The 17,773-nt window shown below is 41.4% G+C and carries 16 protein-coding genes and 1 other RNA gene; 4 read left to right on the top strand and 13 right to left on the bottom strand.

The genetic code is table 11. The features are described from left to right. A partial coding sequence (locus tag KTR06_RS19965) for a hypothetical protein (RefSeq protein WP_217290754.1) occupies positions 1 to 236 on the top strand: 236 nt, incomplete at its 5' end. Positions 237 to 1,820: 1,584 nt separating this feature from the next. Here KTR06_RS19965 and KTR06_RS19960 read toward each other — a convergent pair. The 7 genes from KTR06_RS19960 to KTR06_RS19930 all read right to left on the bottom strand — a co-directional run bounded on the left by KTR06_RS19960 (position 1,821) and on the right by KTR06_RS19930 (position 9,369). Then, positions 1,821 to 2,999 (bottom strand): clostripain-related cysteine peptidase, encoded by a 1,179-nt coding sequence (locus KTR06_RS19960; protein ID WP_004303863.1) that lies wholly within the window; start codon positions 2,997 to 2,999, stop codon positions 1,821 to 1,823. Between the two features lie 91 nt (positions 3,000 to 3,090). Next, entirely contained in the window at positions 3,091 to 3,492 is a 402-nt protein-coding gene (locus KTR06_RS19955) for a hypothetical protein (protein WP_134985828.1), read from the bottom strand. 77 nt (positions 3,493 to 3,569) lie between these two features. Beyond that, positions 3,570 to 4,193, bottom strand: coding sequence for a murein L,D-transpeptidase catalytic domain-containing protein (locus KTR06_RS19950; protein WP_217290753.1), 624 nt, complete (start codon positions 4,191 to 4,193; stop codon positions 3,570 to 3,572). Between the two features lie 131 nt (positions 4,194 to 4,324). Next, complete coding sequence (locus KTR06_RS19945) at positions 4,325 to 5,185, bottom strand: RNA polymerase sigma factor RpoD/SigA (RefSeq protein ID WP_002561589.1); 861 nt, start codon at positions 5,183 to 5,185, stop codon at positions 4,325 to 4,327. A 183-nt stretch (positions 5,186 to 5,368) separates the two neighbouring features. Continuing rightward, entirely contained in the window at positions 5,369 to 6,904 is a 1,536-nt protein-coding gene (locus KTR06_RS19940; RefSeq protein ID WP_004317638.1) for a trypsin-like peptidase domain-containing protein, read from the bottom strand. Between the two features lie 219 nt (positions 6,905 to 7,123). Then, positions 7,124 to 8,275: a dipeptide epimerase gene (locus KTR06_RS19935; protein ID WP_118408813.1), complete on the bottom strand. Its 1,152-nt coding sequence runs from the start codon at positions 8,273 to 8,275 to the stop codon at positions 7,124 to 7,126. Between the two features lie 113 nt (positions 8,276 to 8,388). Continuing rightward, positions 8,389 to 9,369 (bottom strand): NlpC/P60 family protein, encoded by a 981-nt coding sequence (locus KTR06_RS19930; protein ID WP_074708625.1) that lies wholly within the window; start codon positions 9,367 to 9,369, stop codon positions 8,389 to 8,391. Positions 9,370 to 9,467: 98 nt separating this feature from the next. Between KTR06_RS19930 and rnpB the strand changes: the two genes are divergently transcribed. Next, positions 9,468 to 9,831, top strand: an RNA gene (gene rnpB, locus KTR06_RS19925) — RNase P RNA component class A. Positions 9,832 to 9,853: 22 nt separating this feature from the next. After that, positions 9,854 to 11,173, top strand: coding sequence for a YihY/virulence factor BrkB family protein (locus KTR06_RS19920; RefSeq protein WP_008025368.1), 1,320 nt, complete (start codon positions 9,854 to 9,856; stop codon positions 11,171 to 11,173). A gap of 368 nt (positions 11,174 to 11,541) precedes the next feature. On the opposite strand, the gene KTR06_RS19915 is transcribed toward KTR06_RS19920, so the two are convergent. The 6 genes from KTR06_RS19915 to pstC form a co-directional block, all read right to left on the bottom strand. Beyond that, positions 11,542 to 12,078 (bottom strand): nitroreductase family protein, encoded by a 537-nt coding sequence (locus KTR06_RS19915; RefSeq protein ID WP_008643323.1) that lies wholly within the window; start codon positions 12,076 to 12,078, stop codon positions 11,542 to 11,544. Between the two features lie 58 nt (positions 12,079 to 12,136). Further along, entirely contained in the window at positions 12,137 to 12,739 is a 603-nt protein-coding gene (locus tag KTR06_RS19910; RefSeq protein ID WP_015532856.1) for a riboflavin synthase, read from the bottom strand. Positions 12,740 to 13,130: 391 nt separating this feature from the next. Then, positions 13,131 to 13,820: a phosphate signaling complex protein PhoU gene (phoU, locus tag KTR06_RS19905; RefSeq protein WP_004317629.1), complete on the bottom strand. Its 690-nt coding sequence runs from the start codon at positions 13,818 to 13,820 to the stop codon at positions 13,131 to 13,133. Between the two features lie 75 nt (positions 13,821 to 13,895). After that, positions 13,896 to 14,654: a phosphate ABC transporter ATP-binding protein PstB gene (gene pstB, locus KTR06_RS19900; protein WP_217290752.1), complete on the bottom strand. Its 759-nt coding sequence runs from the start codon at positions 14,652 to 14,654 to the stop codon at positions 13,896 to 13,898. An 8-nt stretch (positions 14,655 to 14,662) separates the two neighbouring features. Beyond that, positions 14,663 to 15,538: a phosphate ABC transporter permease PstA gene (gene pstA, locus KTR06_RS19895; protein WP_008025376.1), complete on the bottom strand. Its 876-nt coding sequence runs from the start codon at positions 15,536 to 15,538 to the stop codon at positions 14,663 to 14,665. A 1-nt stretch (position 15,539) separates the two neighbouring features. Further along, entirely contained in the window at positions 15,540 to 16,736 is a 1,197-nt protein-coding gene (pstC, locus tag KTR06_RS19890) for a phosphate ABC transporter permease subunit PstC (RefSeq protein ID WP_008025379.1), read from the bottom strand. A 179-nt stretch (positions 16,737 to 16,915) separates the two neighbouring features. Between pstC and KTR06_RS19885 the strand changes: the two genes are divergently transcribed. Then, positions 16,916 to 17,728, top strand: a complete 813-nt coding sequence (locus KTR06_RS19885; protein WP_128858922.1) for a PstS family phosphate ABC transporter substrate-binding protein — start codon at positions 16,916 to 16,918, stop codon at positions 17,726 to 17,728. Positions 17,729 to 17,773: the final 45 nt, after the last annotated feature.

Genomic DNA, 17,773 nt, shown 5'->3' with positions numbered 1-17,773 from the left:
GGTTCTATTTTTTTACTTGTACTACTTGTATTGTTTATCAATATTTCAAAGAACTTGCTGCTTTCGTTTTAAAAGCGGGTGCAAAGGTAAAGGCTTTATTTTTAACTACCAAACTTTTTCGGAAGTTTTTTTATTTTTTCTTTTTACTCATTTCTCAGGCTCTCTATGCGAAAGGGAAAGAATGTATTAAAGAAAAACAAAGGCCGTTTTCTTTGCGAATCGGACTGCAAAGATAAGAACTTTATTTATTATAATCCAAAACTTTTCGGAAGTTTTTTTGTTCTTTTCTTTAAGCGCAATCTCGCTTTTTCACTATGTCAATTCTGCAAGGCTTTCTTCTCTTGGAAAGCGGGTGCAAAAGTACACCCTTTTCGTATACAATCCAAATATATTAAACTCTTTTTTCGAAGTTTTTTTGAAAGAATCTGCTAAAACGCTGAAGGATAATGATGTTGTAGAACATATTTTTTCAACAGTAGAGAAAGGGGCATGAGAATGAGCAAAGAAACAAAAGTAATACCAGACGCTTTGAAAGAACTTAAAAAAAGCATAGCTTTAGAGAGCGTAAAGCGTAGCTTTAGCACTCGTAAAGCACTGCTTTAGCATTAACAAAGCACTACCCTGTTAATAACAAACGGGTACAGCAGGTACACTTTTTCGAGGCTCTATCACACACGCACACGCGCGCTATATAATGCCCTTATCACCTGCATTGACAAACACGCTGTATGCAATCAAGCGTTTCAATCAAATGAGTGCAGTATTATTCCTAATTTATGAAGGGAGAAAGAGCAACAGGATATAAACAACAAGAACAGCAGAGAGCTCGCAAGATGAGGTAAGGTCTTATAAAATTAGCAAGAGGAACCGCACCAAAATTTGTTTCATTTTAACGGGTAAGGAACAAAATCTAGTGTGGATGAACTTGTTCAAACCTGTGTGGAAATGAATGAAAATTTGTTTTCAATTACTGATTCGCATAAGTAGAACATGAACTTTTGAGTCATAAGTTCCACCAGTTTCACCTTATCTCTGAAACATCGATGGATAAGGAGATAGCGGGTGAAAGCGTAGAAAAAATCAAGGTGAAATCTCCCGTTATTGCTTTCACCTTTCAAATTTATTTACACCGATTGCTGGACATATAGAGCCACCGTATTGAATGTATAGATTCAACGCGGTAAGTATATAGATACAATGTGTTGAATATATAGATCTGCCAACTCAAGTGTTAGTAGATAATAATCAAGGTGTTAATACTTGACATCCATACTATTAACTCCTGATGGATTATCTGTTAATACCTGACAGTGGATTTGCTATAAGCATATTTTCATTAGCTATAATGATATCCGGATTAGCTATAATGAAATTAGTTTTAGCTCAAGGAATATTTTGAAAAGACAAGGTGAAACCGATAATGTTCAGTTTTGCCTGAATTTGCCACTTGCCTTCACCCGCTATCTCCTTATTCATCGGCATTTCGACAATCAGGTGAAATCGATGAACGGCAATGATCTTATAGTGGCATTTATTATACTTTATTCATTAAGAAAGAGGTCAGTTACACGGTGTTCCGTTATCAAATGATTCAGAACCGTGCGGAAATAAAACAAACTTTTGGTGCGGTTGCCCTGTTTGTCAATAGAAACCACTTAGTCTCAAGCGGTACTTTCTATACCTATTATACGCACGCACGTGTGTGTGAGAAAAATATGCAGTGTACCTACTGTACCTTTTGTACCCGCCGGGCTGTTCATTACTTTTTTTGTGGAGGGTAGCTCTCACCTGGTTGACATCTGAAAAATATCCTCCTGCATTTACCAGCCAGTCTCATCCCATCCGGTAGCCGAATACCATTGCAAAGTCCTAAAATAAGTATTCCATTTTAAATACCTAGTATCCGGTATATAACACCCGATACCCGAATATATATCCGAATCTATATTCACCAATTTATAATCGTCAACATAGTTCTTATATATAACTACCCTTTCCAATTGCTCTTCAAAATCAGAAGGAATATTATTATCAGTCAATTCACGCATAAAAGCTCGAAAATCATATGCCGAATGATCCAAAGGAGACCTCCCATAACCATAATGGGCTTGAAAATAATCTATTTTTCTATTATCAAACTTAACCAGATTGTCCTGATACTGTTTCATAATTGAACAAGTAATATTCGCCAATGCCGATATTTCATTCGTTTTTATCACCGCAATAGTACCCCACGAATAACTATATTCATTTTTATAGTAATCAATAAAGTCCTTTGCGACATTTATAGCATTCTGCTCTGAGTTATCCGCAGACAATAAATATTTCGTTATCTTGAAATAAGGAAAACCCGCACTCATAACCTCTGCAGGAGAAAGAATTAAATAATCAGCAGTATTTCTTAATTCATAAGCAACCTCAACTTGAGACATTAAACAAGCGTCAAATAATATATAATCAAAATGAATACCTGATTGTTCTAAAGCTTTCGATAAATCAGGAATATGAATTTTAGCTCCATTGTCGTCACCAAAAGAACGGCTCTTACTATAGTCCGCAGGCAACCATCCGGTAGCATGAGAACCCAAAATCAGACTATACTTTTCAGCTGGACAGTAAGCCTCCACATCTTTCAATACATTAATTATCACCTCATTTGATACTGAATTCTGGCTACTATAAGTTTTTATCACTTCTCTTTTACTGACAGAACCTTTGCCATCCACTTCATACTTAAACAGAGTCGGGACAGGAAACTCACCTTTTCTACTGCCACCATCCCAATAAATTACAAATGTACCAGGAGACGTAACTTCGCTCAATCCTCGTTCAACTGATGCTATATTGTTATATATATCATTACTGATATCATTGTCTCCAACAAGATACATCAAGACTGTTTTTACCGTTACTGGAACAGGAGTATCATCATCACCACAAGCTGATAAGAAAATCGACAAACATACGAACAAAAGCGATAATATTTTAATCTTTTTCATAATATTCCTCATTTATAACAGGGACAAAGATAAAAAAATAAGAGATGCAAACCTGCATCTCTTATTATATTAACAATTAAGTTATTGCTTATTACTCTTCCGGTTTCGTAAAGTGGAATTTATCTGAATCAATCCGCGATACCGTCATTCTATTATTCTTCTTATATTTATTCAGAATCTTCGTTGCTTCTTTTTCCAACTTCTTTCTGTTTTCCGAGAAGTAAATCATACATGTACTATTCTGCTGCAGTTGGTTATCCTCCAGATAATTTTTCAACTGATAACTATATAATTCACGATGAGCCAAGAACCCTTCTTTGCTAACCTTCGCACTATCTAATATCTGAATATCCGTGAAATAGACTATCGTATCCGTAAATGAAGCAGAAATTCCAAAAGCATAAACCGGTTTAGAATGGTCTTTTTTCAGAGAAAAAGCGGAGCACATGGTAAACACAAGTGCAATTGCAAATAGTATTTTTACGTATTTCATATCATATAATTTTTAACTTCGCAAAGGTAACAAAAAAGAGGAGACTACCTCGATTTATCTCAAATAAATAGCATTTCTTAATCATAAATCCATAACAATACAGGTTTCTTTTCTGCCTTGAGCAGCCTGTCAACCTTCCTCATCACCTCATCAGATATCACAGGACACCCTTGACTGATTCCTAATGGAAGATGCAAAGGATACACCTCCGTTTCCGGCATCGGAGTATAAGAATGTAACACGATATACCGTTTGAAAGCATTGTTATTCGTTGCTTCCAATCCATGCAATTTATAATGAACATTAATCCCCCACTTGCTATACGACCGTATCCCTACTTTATATTTTCCTAAAGAAGAGCAATAACTACCTTCCACATTACTGAATACAGGCTTGGACAGCGTACTGTTTTTCCCGTATCCATGCGCACAAAGACTTGCATACTTCACAGAATCTCCCTTGAAATCCCATACAAAGAAACGCCTTTTACCGGAATGAATACTGAAATCTACCAGAAAGCAATAACTTGTATTATACCCGTTCTTATCACAATAAGCCTTTCCAGCCTGCGCTTTTTCACGCAAACGTTGCTCTATTTTAACTGGCACCGTGTCAGAAGACAATGTCGCATATCTTGCGTATGCCATCACCCCTGCTCCCAAAGCAACCAGAACAAATGATATTAGAACAAATTTCTTCATAAAACTCACATAGCACAAGATTAAATTATAGAATAGGACTTATATAAAAAGTCGCATAAGTACATTCTTCTACATGAAAAGTGCGACTTATGCGACTCAAATTCTTTTTTTCAGAAACTGATATTCCTTACTTATCCCAAGTAAGATTTGAGCAATTTACTACGATTACTTTGTCTAAGTCTTCTAATTGCTTTTTCTTTAATCTGACGAACGCGCTCACGTGTGAGGCCAAATTTATCGCCGATTTCTTCTAATGTCATTTCTTGTTGTCCGATACCGAAAAACATCTGAATGATTTCTTTTTCTCTATCGGTTAACGTAGAAAGAGCTCTATCAATTTCCCTCGCAAGAGACTCATTAACCAGAGAGCGGTCCGCCATTGGCGAGTCATCGTTAACCAACACATCCAACAGGCTGTTATCCTCTCCTTCCACAAAAGGCGCATCCACCGAAATATGACGGCCGGATACCTTCAATGTATCAGAGATTTTATCAACCGGAATTTCCAGTTCGTCTGCCAACTCCTCGGGAGACGGACGCCGCTCGTTTTCCTGTTCAAACTTCGAGAAGGCTTTGCTGATCTTATTCAGCGAACCTACCTGATTCAACGGGAGACGAACAATACGCGACTGCTCTGCCAATGCTTGCAGAATAGACTGGCGAATCCACCATACAGCGTAGCTAATGAACTTAAATCCACGTGTCTCATCAAATTTCTCGGCAGCCTTAATCAGTCCTAAATTGCCTTCATTAATCAAGTCAGGCAAACTCAAACCCTGGTTCTGGTACTGTTTAGCCACAGATACGACGAAACGAAGATTGGCACGTGTCAATTTTTCCAATGCTACACGGTCACCCTTACGAATGCGTTGAGCGAGTTCCACTTCTTCCTCGACAGTAATCAGGTCTTCACGGCCGATTTCCTGCAAATACTTATCAAGAGAAGCGCTCTCTCTGTTAGTGATACTTTTGGTAATCTTTAGTTGTCTCATTCTTTAAAAACAGATTTGGAGTGCAAAGTTACGACAAATAATTTGTTAACATACAAAATTAAGTAACTTTTACACTATATTTTTCAACTAATAAAACAAAAAGAGATGCCGACAAGTTGATTGGCGGCATCCTTTTTCTATTTCATTAGCTTATCCTATAATCTTCTTACCTTATTTTATATATTACTCTTGAGTAAGATCGACAGCGAAGTATCCGCGTTTACCGGATGGGAACACACCGGTCAGGAACAATACCTGATTCGGAGACTTAACAGCAGCTTTCATCACCTCTTCCAGATCGCTGACTTTGCGCATCGGCTGGTCATTAGCTTTTAGGATAATGAAACCTTTACGAACTCCTGCATCTGACATCTTACCAGAAGAAACCCCTGTCACCTGCAAACCGTAACCCAGATTCAATTGTTTCTTCAAATCATCCGGCAATTCTTTGAAAGCAGCTCCCAAGATTTCCATACCTGCATCTTTCACGATTTTGGTAGTACCTTGTTCGTTCTTCAACGTTACTTCAACGGTCTTTTCCTTCTTATCGCGCATCAGTTTCACTTTCACTTTATCACCCGGACGATGTTTCGCAAGAGCTTCCTGCAAGTCGGCCATATTGGATACTTTCTTATTATCCACACCGATAATTACGTCATCCACTTTAATGTCAGCTCCTGCAGCAGAACCATTTTCTACGATTTCAGAAACCCACACTCCTTCTACAACACCCAATTCTTTAGCTTTATCTGCCAGTGTCTTACCGGATTTATCAATCGGTTGACGGTCGTCCATCAAACTGCTACCGATAGAACCACCACGAATACCGAGCAATGCACGTTGTACTGTTCCGTATTGTTTCAGGTCGGCAATTACCTTCGTCATAATGCTGGTCGGGATAGCGAAACCATATCCTGCATAAGCACCTGTCGGAGAAGAAAGCACCGAATTGATACCTACCAGTTCACCTTTGGCATTTACCAGCGCACCACCACTATTCCCCTGATTGATAGCAGCATCCGTTTGAATGAATGATTCTATACCACCATTATATACACCCAGAGAACGGGCTTTCGCACTTACGATACCGGCAGTTACAGTAGAGTTCAGATTGAACGGGTTACCTACCGCCAATACCCACTCTCCTACTTTCAACGCTTCGGAGTCTCCTACCGGAATAGTCGGAAAATCATCACCTTCTATTTTTACCAATGCAAGGTCGGTGCTGGGGTCAGTACCAATCACGCGTCCTTTAAACTCACGGTTATCATTCAGTTTCACACTGATTTCATCCGCACCTTCAATCACGTGATTATTCGTTACGATATATCCATCTTTCGAGATGATTACTCCCGAACCAAAACCTACACGAGGTTGAGACTGTACCTGACGCTGCTGTCCGCGTCCATCACCAAAAAAGAAATCGAAGATGTCCGGCGCTTGCTGAACAGTTCTTGTTTTAGCTTCTTGAGTAGACCTTATATGTACGACAGCATGAAGCGAATTCTCCGCAGCCTGAGTCAGGTCAACAGGTTGAGCGTTCACAGCGTCAAAAGCAGCCAATTTGACATTGGGATTCTGCTTGAACATCTCATTAAAAGATGTCTCTTTAGCAGCTTCGTTAGATTGCAACAATTTGTAAGTTGTCAATCCTGCAACTCCTGAGCTAAGAAGAATGATTGCTCCTACTCCCAGAATGTTCTTTGTTGTCTGTTTCATGATTTATAATTCTTTAAATTGTTAATATTCGACATTGTTTTAACTTTTACGACGTTAAAATAATAACAAATATCGTTCACTTATTCCACTTGTCACTCTTTTTTGTCCACTTTTAACAGAGAATATTTGGAGCTTAACAGCGGTTAACGACAACACCTGACAAATTTACATTCGTTGTATGTCAGATAGCTTTAACACTCTGACATTCATTCAGTAAAGTCAGATTTTCATGACACCGATTCCGGGCAAATCATTTAAGGTGATCTTTCCTTTCACTACTTCTACCCCTTTAAAGCGATCATTAGAAATAAGCAAGTTACCATCCAGGTCGGCAAAATCGACTAATGGCGAAAACTGTGAAGCTGCTGAAATAGCACACGAGGTCTCTGTCATACAACCCACCATCACACGCATACCGAGCGCATGAGCCAGTGTTACCATCTTCCATGCTTCACGCATACCGGTACATTTCATCAGCTTAATATTAATTCCCGTGAAAGCGTCTTTCAAGGCAGCTACATCTCCCAAACGCTGCAACGATTCATCTGCAAATATCGGCAATGGACTTTGTTGCGTTATCCAGGCAATGTCGTCTAGCTTCTCCTTCGGCATAGGCTGTTCTATCATCACAATACCTTTTTCTTTCAGCCAATGAATCATATCAAGCGCGTATTGACGGTCTTTCCAGCCTTGGTTGGCATCTATCGCTATCGGCAGATTCGTTACCGAGCGGATGGTTTCAATCATCTCCTTATCATTGTCCCGTCCCAGCTTTACCTTTAATATATTAAACTGATCGGCGCACTCTTTTGTTTTCTCCCGTACTACATCCGGTGTATCAATACCTATCGTGAAGGTGGTAGAAGGCGTCTTTTCTTTGTTCAATCCCCATATTTTATACCAGGGAGCATCCAACAGTTTTCCCACTAAATCATGAAGGGCGATATCTACCGCAGCTTTCGCCGCCGTGTCTTTTGGCGAGAGGCTGTCAACGTATGACAAAATGTCATCTAGCTGAAAAGGATCACTAAACTGTTCCAGATTCACTTTCCCCAGAAAACTCATAACCGATTCTACCGTCTCTCCCAAATAAGGAGGCATAGAGGCCTCTCCGTACCCCGTTATCCCTTCATATTCTATTTCCACCTGTACATCAGGAGTCGTTGTGCGTGAATATGTGGCAACCGTAAACACATGCTTCAACTTCAATTCATAAGGAAAAAAGCTCATTTTCATCTTTCCTCCCAAACCGAGCTTATTTATATAGACGTTAGAAAGCGATGATTCTCCGGCTAATGTCCGACGGACAACCAACCCTGAACCCAAAGCAGCCAAAGTCGCTGTTTTCAAAAAATCTCTTCTGTTCTGCATGCTTTAATAGATGATAAATTACAAATGATAAGTGATAAATGACAGGTAACAGATAATAGATGATAGATATTTATACAAAATACTCACAATAACTATCAAACATCATTTATCAACTATTTATAATAAGGATTATTATCCGTAGTATTCATTCCCTTCTCCTTATTAATATAAGGTAGGAAGCGAACGGCAAAAAGCAGACGTTTCGTGTTGAACTCGTCATAGTTCTTATCCGCGGGGTTCATACTACTGACGTGTACATCGCCCAAAGCGTGGATAAACTGTTTATTACCAAGGTAAATACCAACGTGAGAGATTCCTTCTTTACGCTCCGCAGTTGCTTTACGACCGAAAAACACTAGATCCCCCCGTTGTACATTGGCAAAATCAGGAGCAATCTCAATATGTTCGCCCACATAAGCCTGTTGAGACGCATCTCTCGGAATAATAATATCATGCATAAAAAGCACGGTACGTACCAAGCCGCTACAATCTACTCCTTTGGAAGAGGTTCCTGCCCACAGATAAGGAATTCCCATCATCGAATAAGCAGTCGCAATGATACTTTCAACATCTTGTTTCAATGAGGCCCTCCATTTTGTTTCCGGTTGAGAAATAGATTTAGAGATGTATGCTTTCCGACCGTCGGGATAAGATACTTTGTAGAAATGCCCCTTGCTTCCCTCCCACTTCAGACGATTGCCTGCAACCACGTCGGACACAGGTTGAGAACTTTCATCCGGTTTTTCATACGCAAATCCATAATGCGAAGTAACCACTATCTTTTCCGCCCGGTTCCACTCATCATAACGTTCCTTCGACATGGGGGTAATCACCATCCGGTGTACCCATCCGGTATAATCATCCGGCGTTTGTATCTCGTACCAACCGGTATATTGAAGTACTTTGACCGGCATCCCCAACAATGCCTGTGTACTCATGCCGGAAGTAAATTTGCCTTCTTCGCGCAAATTGCAAACAGAGATATGCACTACCCCATAAGCTGAATCGGCAGGCATGGGACGTATTTCCTGTGCTTTCAGGCTGACTGCCGCAATCACCAGAAAACAAGAGAAAAGGAGGATATTCTTCTTCATTAAAATTCATTTTAATAATAGCAAAGGTAGAAATTATTTCTATTTGTGGTACTTTCTTTGGCTAAAACAAAATAAATGACGTATTTTTGCAGTCTAAAGCAGTTGGCCGGTCTGTCGCGTGCATGTTTCGTGCAGGAGGAAAGTCCGGGCAACATAGAGCATCCTACTTCCTAACAGAAAGCTGTCCGTGAGGGTAGAGTAACGTAGAAGAAAACAACCGCCGCTCCTTTCGGGGAGAGGTAAGGGTGAGAAGGTGGGGTAAGAGCCCACCAGCCGCATGGTGACATGTCGGGCTGTACGTCTTAGGAGTTGTAAGGTCATGTAAACCGGCGTTATGAGAGTTGCTCGCTCCATGTCGGAGGGTAGACCGCTAAAGTGTCGTGGTGACACGCCACTCAGATAAATGACAGGCACCTTGTTTTATATAAGGTACAGAACTCGGCTTATAGGCTGACTGCTTTTTCTTTTAATTATCCGTTGAACTATGAAGAAGAAAATCACCGATATATGGAAGTTTCTTACGTATGACATCTGGCGCATTACGGAAGATGAAGTGACCCGAACCAAGTTCTCACTCTACAATATTATAAAGACCATCTATCTTTGTATCAACCGGTTTACCAAAGACCGGATGGCTAATAAAGCTTCCGCACTGACATATAGCACATTGCTCGCCATTGTACCGATACTTGCCATCCTGTTTGCCGTGGCACGCGGTTTTGGATTCGACAACCTGATGGAACATCAGTTCCGCAATGGTTTCGGAGGAAATATAGAAACAACAGAGGCCATTCTCTCATTTGTCAACTCATATCTTTCACAAACCAAAGGAGGTATTTTCATTGGAGTTGGTTTGGTCATGTTGTTATGGACGGTTATCAATCTGGTCAGCAATATTGAAATCACCTTCAACCGTATTTGGGAAGTAAAAAAAGCACGGTCCATGTATCGCAAGATTACGGATTACTTCTCTATGTTCCTATTGATGCCGATTCTAATCGTAGTGTCCGGAGGACTTTCTCTGTTTATGAGTACCATTCTCAAACAGATGGATGATTTCGTCCTGCTTGCTCCTATTATGAAATTCATGATACGGCTTATCCCTTTCGTCCTGACATGGCTGATGTTCACAGGGCTGTATATCTTCATGCCGAATACAAAAGTAAAATTCAAACACGCGCTCATTGCAGGCATTCTGGCGGGGTCTGCTTATCAGGCTTTTCAATTCCTGTATATCAACAGCCAGTTGTGGGTATCAAAGTACAACGCCATTTACGGTAGTTTTGCCGCACTTCCTTTATTTCTGCTTTGGCTGCAAATATCTTGGACAATCTGTTTATTCGGAGCCGAATTGACGTATGCCGGACAGAACATCCGCAGTTTTAGTTTTGACCAGGATACCCGGAATATCAGCAGACGATACCGGGACTTTATATCCATCCTGATTATGTCGCTCATAGCCAAACGGTTTGAGAAGAACGAACCTCCCTATACGGCTGCAGAAATCTCGGAAGAGCATCAGATTCCCATCCGGCTAACCAATCAGGTACTTTATCAGTTGCAAGAAATAGAATTGATTCACGAGGTAGTCACCGACGAAAAAAGCGAAGAAATCGGCTATCAGCCATCAATGGATATCAATCAATTGAATGTAGCCATCTTATTGGATCGTTTGGATACATACGGTTCCGAGAATTTCAAAATTGATAAAGACGAAGAATTCAATGACGAATGGAAAGTGCTGACCGAATCCAGAGAAGAATACTATAAAAAAGCAAGTAAAGTATTACTGAAAGATTTATAAGGAAAAGGAAGCAAGCAGTGCAACGAACTCGAAAATCAGACTTTACAACCTGATATTCTTATCTATAATAAGCCCGAAGCCAGCCTGAAAGGAGAAGACGCCCAGCTGAAAGCGGCAGTAGACTATTTGCTGAAGGATTTGTCAAAAAAGGAATAAATACTACATTATTAATGCCGCTTATTCAGCGGCATTAATAATAAGTTATATATCAACACTTTAGAGGAAACACTTTTGGTTTTAAACAAACAGTCCGTTCCTTTAAAAGGAAAGCATCGTTGGTTTAAAAGGAACGGACTCTTCCTTTAAAACCAACGATGCTTTCTGTTATATGCTTATCCTAAAGAACTAAGAATATAATTATTTTTCAATCAATAACGGTTGTATGAAATCACTTTCTCTTTCGACTTCCTCATTTTCTTGCGTTTTTCCTTTGCCGGATAACCAATGACAATATCCAGCAATAAACGTTTGGAAGCAGGGATACCGGCAAGCTGTTTCATTTCTTTTTCATCAAACCAACCCAGAATACAAGAGCCCAGTCCTTCGGCTTCAGCCGCCAAAGCAATATGAGCAGCAACTATTCCAATGTCGATCAATGGAAAATGCTTGCCTTTCACCTTTCCACCAAGCAGAGAGGTAATATTAGCAGATTCCTCTACCACCAGAATATGCACGGGAGCATCTTTAGCAAACTTATTCATCCCCAAACCAGCAGCAGCTTTCCCCGCTTTTTGAGCCAGTTCCTTATCCGTGATGACTACAAACCTCCAAGGCTGCGCATTACAAGCCGAAGGCGCCAAACGAGCAGCTTCAAGTATCCGTTCCAACTTTTCCGGCTCCACCGGACGCTCCTTATCATACGAACGGTCGCTTTGACGAGCCTGTACCAATTGAAGAAAATCCATAAGATTGCGATTTTATGATTTACAATTTACGATTGAAATTCGCTTTTGCGACAGCCAACTATTTATACTGAATCATCCGACTGATATACTTACCGATAATATCGAATTCAATATTTACCACACTGCCAATCTCAAACGTATGGAAGTTTGTATGCTCATACGTATAAGGAATGATAGCTACCTGGAAAGTAGCATCGGTCGGATTACATACCGTCAGGCTAACACCGTTCACAGTCACCGAACCTTTATCCACCGTGATATATCCACGTTTCGCCATTTCCTTATCAAACGCATATTGGAAGGTAAAATACCAACTACCTTCCGCATCCTTAATATCAATACAAGTAGCGGTCTGGTCTACATGTCCCTGAACAATATGTCCGTCCAACCGGCCATTCATCATCATGCTACGCTCAACGTTCACCTTATCCCCCACTTTCAGCAGACCGAGATTAGAGCGTTCCAATGTTTCTTTCATGGCAGTCACCGTATACGTATCATCTGTCAGAGTCACCACTGTCAGACACACACCATTGTGAGAAATACTCTGGTCGATTTTCAACTCATTCACAAACGAACACTTAAATGTAAAGTGTATATTCTCCTGGTCTTTCACCAGTGCTACCAAAGTAGCATATTCTTCTACGATTCCAGAAAACATAATTTCATTTACTATTTTACGATTTACTACTTACTATTTTAAGATTGAGAATACTCTCTTAATGCAAGGGTCAAAGATACGAATTAGAAAGGAGCTTAAAAAATAAGAGCAAAAAAAAATGGGGCTTTTCACAAAGCTCCATTTTTCAGTTTTCAATAGGTATTAGTTTTTTTTTAAGGTAAAAAGATTGTTTTCAGGATAACGGTGCAAATATAGGCGGTTTTACCGATACTATCCAAATTATAAAACATGTCATATAACATCTTTTTGAAAATTCTTTGGATTTATTATCATTTGAAGCAAAATCTCCTGTAACTTGTCCGTTATAGGTGACAAATATAGGATAATTTTTTAAGGAGCCCTAATTTCTGTTTAAAAATCTGCCAAAAAATTACTTTTCCGGGTAGTTTTCGTCCGTTTTTCCACGATGTTTTAACACTTTGGCGTCAATGAAGAAAACAATCTCCTCGGCAATATTGGTAATATGGTCTCCCGAACGTTCCAGTTTACGGAACACACTGACCAAATCTACGCAGGTATGTACAGCTTCCGGATGTTCGATGATATAGTCAGAAAGAATACCTGTCGCATCCGCATTGATTTCATCCAGCAAATTATCCTTGGCAAACACTCCCGCTGCCAGATCATTACTTTCTTCATTTAAGGCACGCTTCGCCAGTTCCAGCATCGACAACACTTCTGCCTGCATCTCTGCCAGACGAAGACGGTTCAATAATTCCGCATCCAACACCGGCTCTTTGCAACGAAGTACAAAGCGGGCAATACCTTCCGCAAAGTCGCCCAAGCGTTCCAGATTCGTATTGATCTTCAGCATAGCCAATACAAAACGGAGGTCAATCGCCACCGGATTATATAATGCAATGATGTCTTCCACATCGCTATCTATCTTCAATTCAAAAGCATTCACCCGACGCTCGCGAACCATCACTTGTTGAGCCAACTCCTTGTCGAGGGTCAACACAGCCTCTCCGGCACGGTCAAGCTGGTTGTACACCAAGGTCCACATTTCATCAATTTCCTTCTTCAATAGGATAAGTTCCGATTCTATAAACTTTACCATAGTCTATTATATATAAATGATTAATATTTTGCTAATGACATTTCAGAAATAAATTTCAGGCACGGATTTCACGAATTACCCGAAGCGTCCCGTTATGTAATTCTGGGTAGCCTCTTTCTCCGGATTGGTGAATATCCTTTTCGTCTGATCGAATTCCACCATTTCGCCCATATAGAAAAACGCCGTCTTATCACTGACACGGGCTGCCTGCTGCATATTATGCGTAACGATTACAATCGTATAATCCTTCTTCAATTCATGGATCAACTCCTCCACCTTAGCCGTAGAAATAGGGTCGAGTGCAGACGCAGGCTCATCCATCAGCAATACCGAAGGAGAGACAGCCATCGCACGGGCGATACAAAGCCGCTGTTGCTGTCCGCCGGACAATGCATAAGCCGACTCCTTCAACTTATCTTTCACCTCATCCCAAAGAGCCGCTCCTTTCAATGTTTCCTCCACACGCTGACGAATGAAAGCATTATCTTTTATTCCGTTCACACGAAGTCCGTAAGCCACATTCTCGAATATACTTTTCGGAAAAGGATTCGGACGCTGGAACACCATTCCTATATTCTTGCGGAGTTCGTCCACTTCCACCCCTTTCGCATATATATTATGTCCGTCGATACGGATTTCTCCCTCCAGACGGGTAGCAGGAATCAAATCATTCATCCGGTTGAAAAGCCGGAGGAAAGTAGACTTACCGCAACCGGACGGTCCGATAAAAGCGACAACCGACTTTTCCTCAATCTGCATACTGATACCCTTCAATGCATGAAAATCTCCATACCAAAAGTTCACATCACGCGCATCTATTTTCACTGTATCCATATACTAATCTAGTTTGTTTTTACTCTTTTCTCAAAATACTTTCTCAATGCATTAGCCAGCAGATTCACGAACAGGATAATCATAATCAACACCAATGCCGTACCATAAGCCAGCGGCAATTGTGCCTCCATATCCGTTCCACTCGTGGAAATCACATACAAATGGTAAGGCAATGCCATACACTGATCGAAAATACCCGTTGGCAGTTGTGGCAGGAAGTATGCGGCACAAGTAAACAGAATCGGCGCCGTCTCTCCCGAAACACGTCCCAAGGCAAGAATCAACCCTGTGATAATGTTCGGCATCCCCATCGGCAGAATGACGTGCCAGATCGTCTGCAACTTCGTTGCCCCCAAGGCCCGGCTGCCTTCACGCATACTGTCAGGAATGGCTTTCAGAGCCTCCTCCGTTGTCCGAATGACCAAAGGTACGCAAAGCAAACCTAATGTCAAAGAACCGGCCAAAATACTATCACCAAATCCCATATAATTGACAAACAGCGCCATACCGAACAATCCGAATACGATGGAAGGAATACCGCTCAAGTTATTGGTCATCACCCGGATAAAGCGTACCAACTTACCTTTCGGCGCATACTCATTCATATAAATTCCGCTCATCACCCCTATCGGAAAGGCGAACAGCGCACTCCCCACCATCAGATAGAAAGTACCGACAATAGCCGGCCATATACCGCCACCTGTCATCCCGTCCGTAGGAGCCGAAGTGATAAAATCCCAACTGATAGCGCCGATTCCTTTATAGACGATAAATCCCAGAATTGCAAACAATATCAGTACAATGCAAAGGCTCAACAGCCGGAAAATCCCGAAAGCAACTTTCTGCGAACGGTGTTTAGCTTTATTATTACTCCGTATTTCCATCTTATTTGCTACGTTTTAATCCTTTAGAGGAAATATATTCCACACTAAAGTTGATAATCAATGTGATGAAGAACAGTACGACACCCAACAGGAACAACGCCTGATAGTGAGGTCCTCCCGCAGGAGCTTCTCCCAGTTCGGCCGCAATCGTAGCCGGAATGGTACGCAAAGGCTCAAGGATCGTTGTCGGAATCACAGCCGCATTACCCGTCACCATCAATACTGCCATCGTCTCCCCGATAGCACGTCCGATACCGAGTACCACACCGGATGTAATCCCCGAAATAGAATAAGGAATCACTACCTTATATATCGTCTGCCATTGCGAAGCGCCCAATGCCAGACTCGCCTCACGCATCGCACGCGGACAGTTGCGCATCGCGTCTTCCGTCACCGTTATAATAGTAGGCAATGCCATAATAGCCAGTACGATACTTCCCGCCAAGCCACTCTCTCCCACCGGAAGATCAAACAATTTCTGAATCAACGGAACAATGACAATCAATCCGAAAAAGCCATAAACAACGGAAGGAATACCACTCAACAGTTCTATAATCGGTTTCAGCCAGTTCCGCACTTTCGGATTTGCCACTTCAGACATATAAATAGAAACCGACAGCCCGAACGGCAAAGCAAAAAGGATGGCAAACAGGCTCACCCACAACGTCCCGGTAATCAACGGCAAAAAGCCGAATTGAGCAGCCGGAGTGGCCGTAGGAAACCATTCGGCACCCGCAAATACATCCTTTACGGAAATAGTGTTATCCTCTATGAAATGTACCGCGTCCGGATGAACAATAAACTTCTGCGGAACAAAAGCTACGATGCCGGGCGTTTTCTCCACCAGCTCCGTAATCTTATCGCCTGCATATTCATAAGCAGGTCCCAATTCCTCTTCCGTATAATACTGCGTTATGTCCTCCAAACGAAAAACCCGGATAGGGAGATCTTCCCCACCGAGTTCCTTCCAGTTTGTAATCTCTTCGTCAAAAACATTTTTTATCTGTGCGGGGCTCAACACACTGACCTTGTTGCTCTTATTCAGCGCCAACACATATCCCTCTTCAATCACTTTACTCTTGAACAGCCCGAAAGCTTCAGTGAAAAGGAAGAGTACAATCAGCAGAATAGTAATACTTGTCACAAAGCCGCTACAAGTCAACATTCCTTCTATAATCTTTTCAAATACCTTTTTCATATACCTGCAATGATTTCTGATGCAAAGAAAGCGTCTCTTTATTAAGGAGGTGTGACTAACGTTTGAAGGAAATGTTTCAATCATGTTACGTTTGTGTTACAAGTACCATTTCCACTCCGGATGAAATGAAAATGTAATATCCGATTGCTTAATTTGCAACGTTAATAAAACGAAGAAATATGAAAGTGAGAAGAAACTTATTAATCGCCCTTTCCTTACTCTCGCTCGGTGCCAACGCACAACGTATTAAAGGTAGCGATACGGTACTGCCTGTCGCACAACAGACAGCAGAGCGGTTTATGAACCAGCATCCGGAGGCCCGTGTCACAGTGACCGGTGGCGGAACCGGTGTAGGTATCTCCGCTTTAATGGATCATACAACGGACATCGCAATGGCTTCCCGCCCGATCAAGTTCAGCGAAAAGATGAAAATAAAAGGAGCCGGAGAAGAAGTAGACGAAGTGATTGTAGCCTACGATGCTCTTGCCGTGGTGGTGCATCCCTCCAATCCGGTAAAGCAGCTGACCCGCCAACAACTGGAAGACATTTTCCGGGGGAAGATAAACAACTGGAAACAGGTAGGCGGAGACGATCGCAAAATAGTGGTTTACTCGCGCGAAACATCGTCCGGTACTTACGAATTTTTCAAAGAGAGCGTACTGAAAAATAAAAACTACATGGCAAGCAGTCTTTCCATGCCGGCAACGGGTGCCATCATCCAGTCTGTCAGCCAAACCAAAGGAGCCATCGGATATGTCGGACTGGCATACGTATCTCCCCGTGTCAAAACGCTTTCCGTATCATACGACGGCACCCACTATGCCACGCCTACGGTAGAGAACGCCACCAATAAGACCTACCCCATCGTGCGCCCGCTTTATTACTACTACAATGTAAAAAATAAGAAACAAGTATCACCCCTGATTCAGTTTATTCTCTCGTCCGACGGACAGGACATTATAAAAAAGAGCGGTTATATTCCGGTTAAATAAAAAAAATGTCCTACTTTTGTAGCCTAAATACAGATAACATTAACC

This window comes from Bacteroides sp. MSK.20.12 (assembly GCF_019052435.1).
Taxonomy (GTDB): Bacteria; Bacteroidota; Bacteroidia; order Bacteroidales; family Bacteroidaceae; genus Bacteroides; species Bacteroides xylanisolvens.
Note: the sequence above shows the minus strand (reverse complement) of the source record. Positions and strands in the feature narration are given on the sequence as shown.

Coding starts and splice junctions, on each gene's coding strand:
- phoU (WP_004317629.1), bottom strand. CDS start 13,820: ATGGTAAAGTTTATAGAATCGGAACTTATCCTATTGAAGAAGGAAATT.
- KTR06_RS19920 (WP_008025368.1), top strand. CDS start 9,854: ATGAAGAAGAAAATCACCGATATATGGAAGTTTCTTACGTATGACATC.
- KTR06_RS19930 (WP_074708625.1), bottom strand. CDS start 9,369: ATGAAGAAGAATATCCTCCTTTTCTCTTGTTTTCTGGTGATTGCGGCA.
- KTR06_RS19955 (WP_134985828.1), bottom strand. CDS start 3,492: ATGAAATACGTAAAAATACTATTTGCAATTGCACTTGTGTTTACCATG.
- KTR06_RS19935 (WP_118408813.1), bottom strand. CDS start 8,275: ATGCAGAACAGAAGAGATTTTTTGAAAACAGCGACTTTGGCTGCTTTG.
- KTR06_RS19910 (WP_015532856.1), bottom strand. CDS start 12,739: ATGTTTTCTGGAATCGTAGAAGAATATGCTACTTTGGTAGCACTGGTG.
- KTR06_RS19940 (WP_004317638.1), bottom strand. CDS start 6,904: ATGAAACAGACAACAAAGAACATTCTGGGAGTAGGAGCAATCATTCTT.
- pstB (WP_217290752.1), bottom strand. CDS start 14,654: ATGGATACAGTGAAAATAGATGCGCGTGATGTGAACTTTTGGTATGGA.
- KTR06_RS19960 (WP_004303863.1), bottom strand. CDS start 2,999: ATGAAAAAGATTAAAATATTATCGCTTTTGTTCGTATGTTTGTCGATT.
- KTR06_RS19945 (WP_002561589.1), bottom strand. CDS start 5,185: ATGAGACAACTAAAGATTACCAAAAGTATCACTAACAGAGAGAGCGCT.
- pstA (WP_008025376.1), bottom strand. CDS start 15,538: ATGGAAATACGGAGTAATAATAAAGCTAAACACCGTTCGCAGAAAGTT.
- pstC (WP_008025379.1), bottom strand. CDS start 16,736: ATGAAAAAGGTATTTGAAAAGATTATAGAAGGAATGTTGACTTGTAGC.
- KTR06_RS19885 (WP_128858922.1), top strand. CDS start 16,916: ATGAAAGTGAGAAGAAACTTATTAATCGCCCTTTCCTTACTCTCGCTC.
- KTR06_RS19915 (WP_008643323.1), bottom strand. CDS start 12,078: ATGGATTTTCTTCAATTGGTACAGGCTCGTCAAAGCGACCGTTCGTAT.
- KTR06_RS19950 (WP_217290753.1), bottom strand. CDS start 4,193: ATGAAGAAATTTGTTCTAATATCATTTGTTCTGGTTGCTTTGGGAGCA.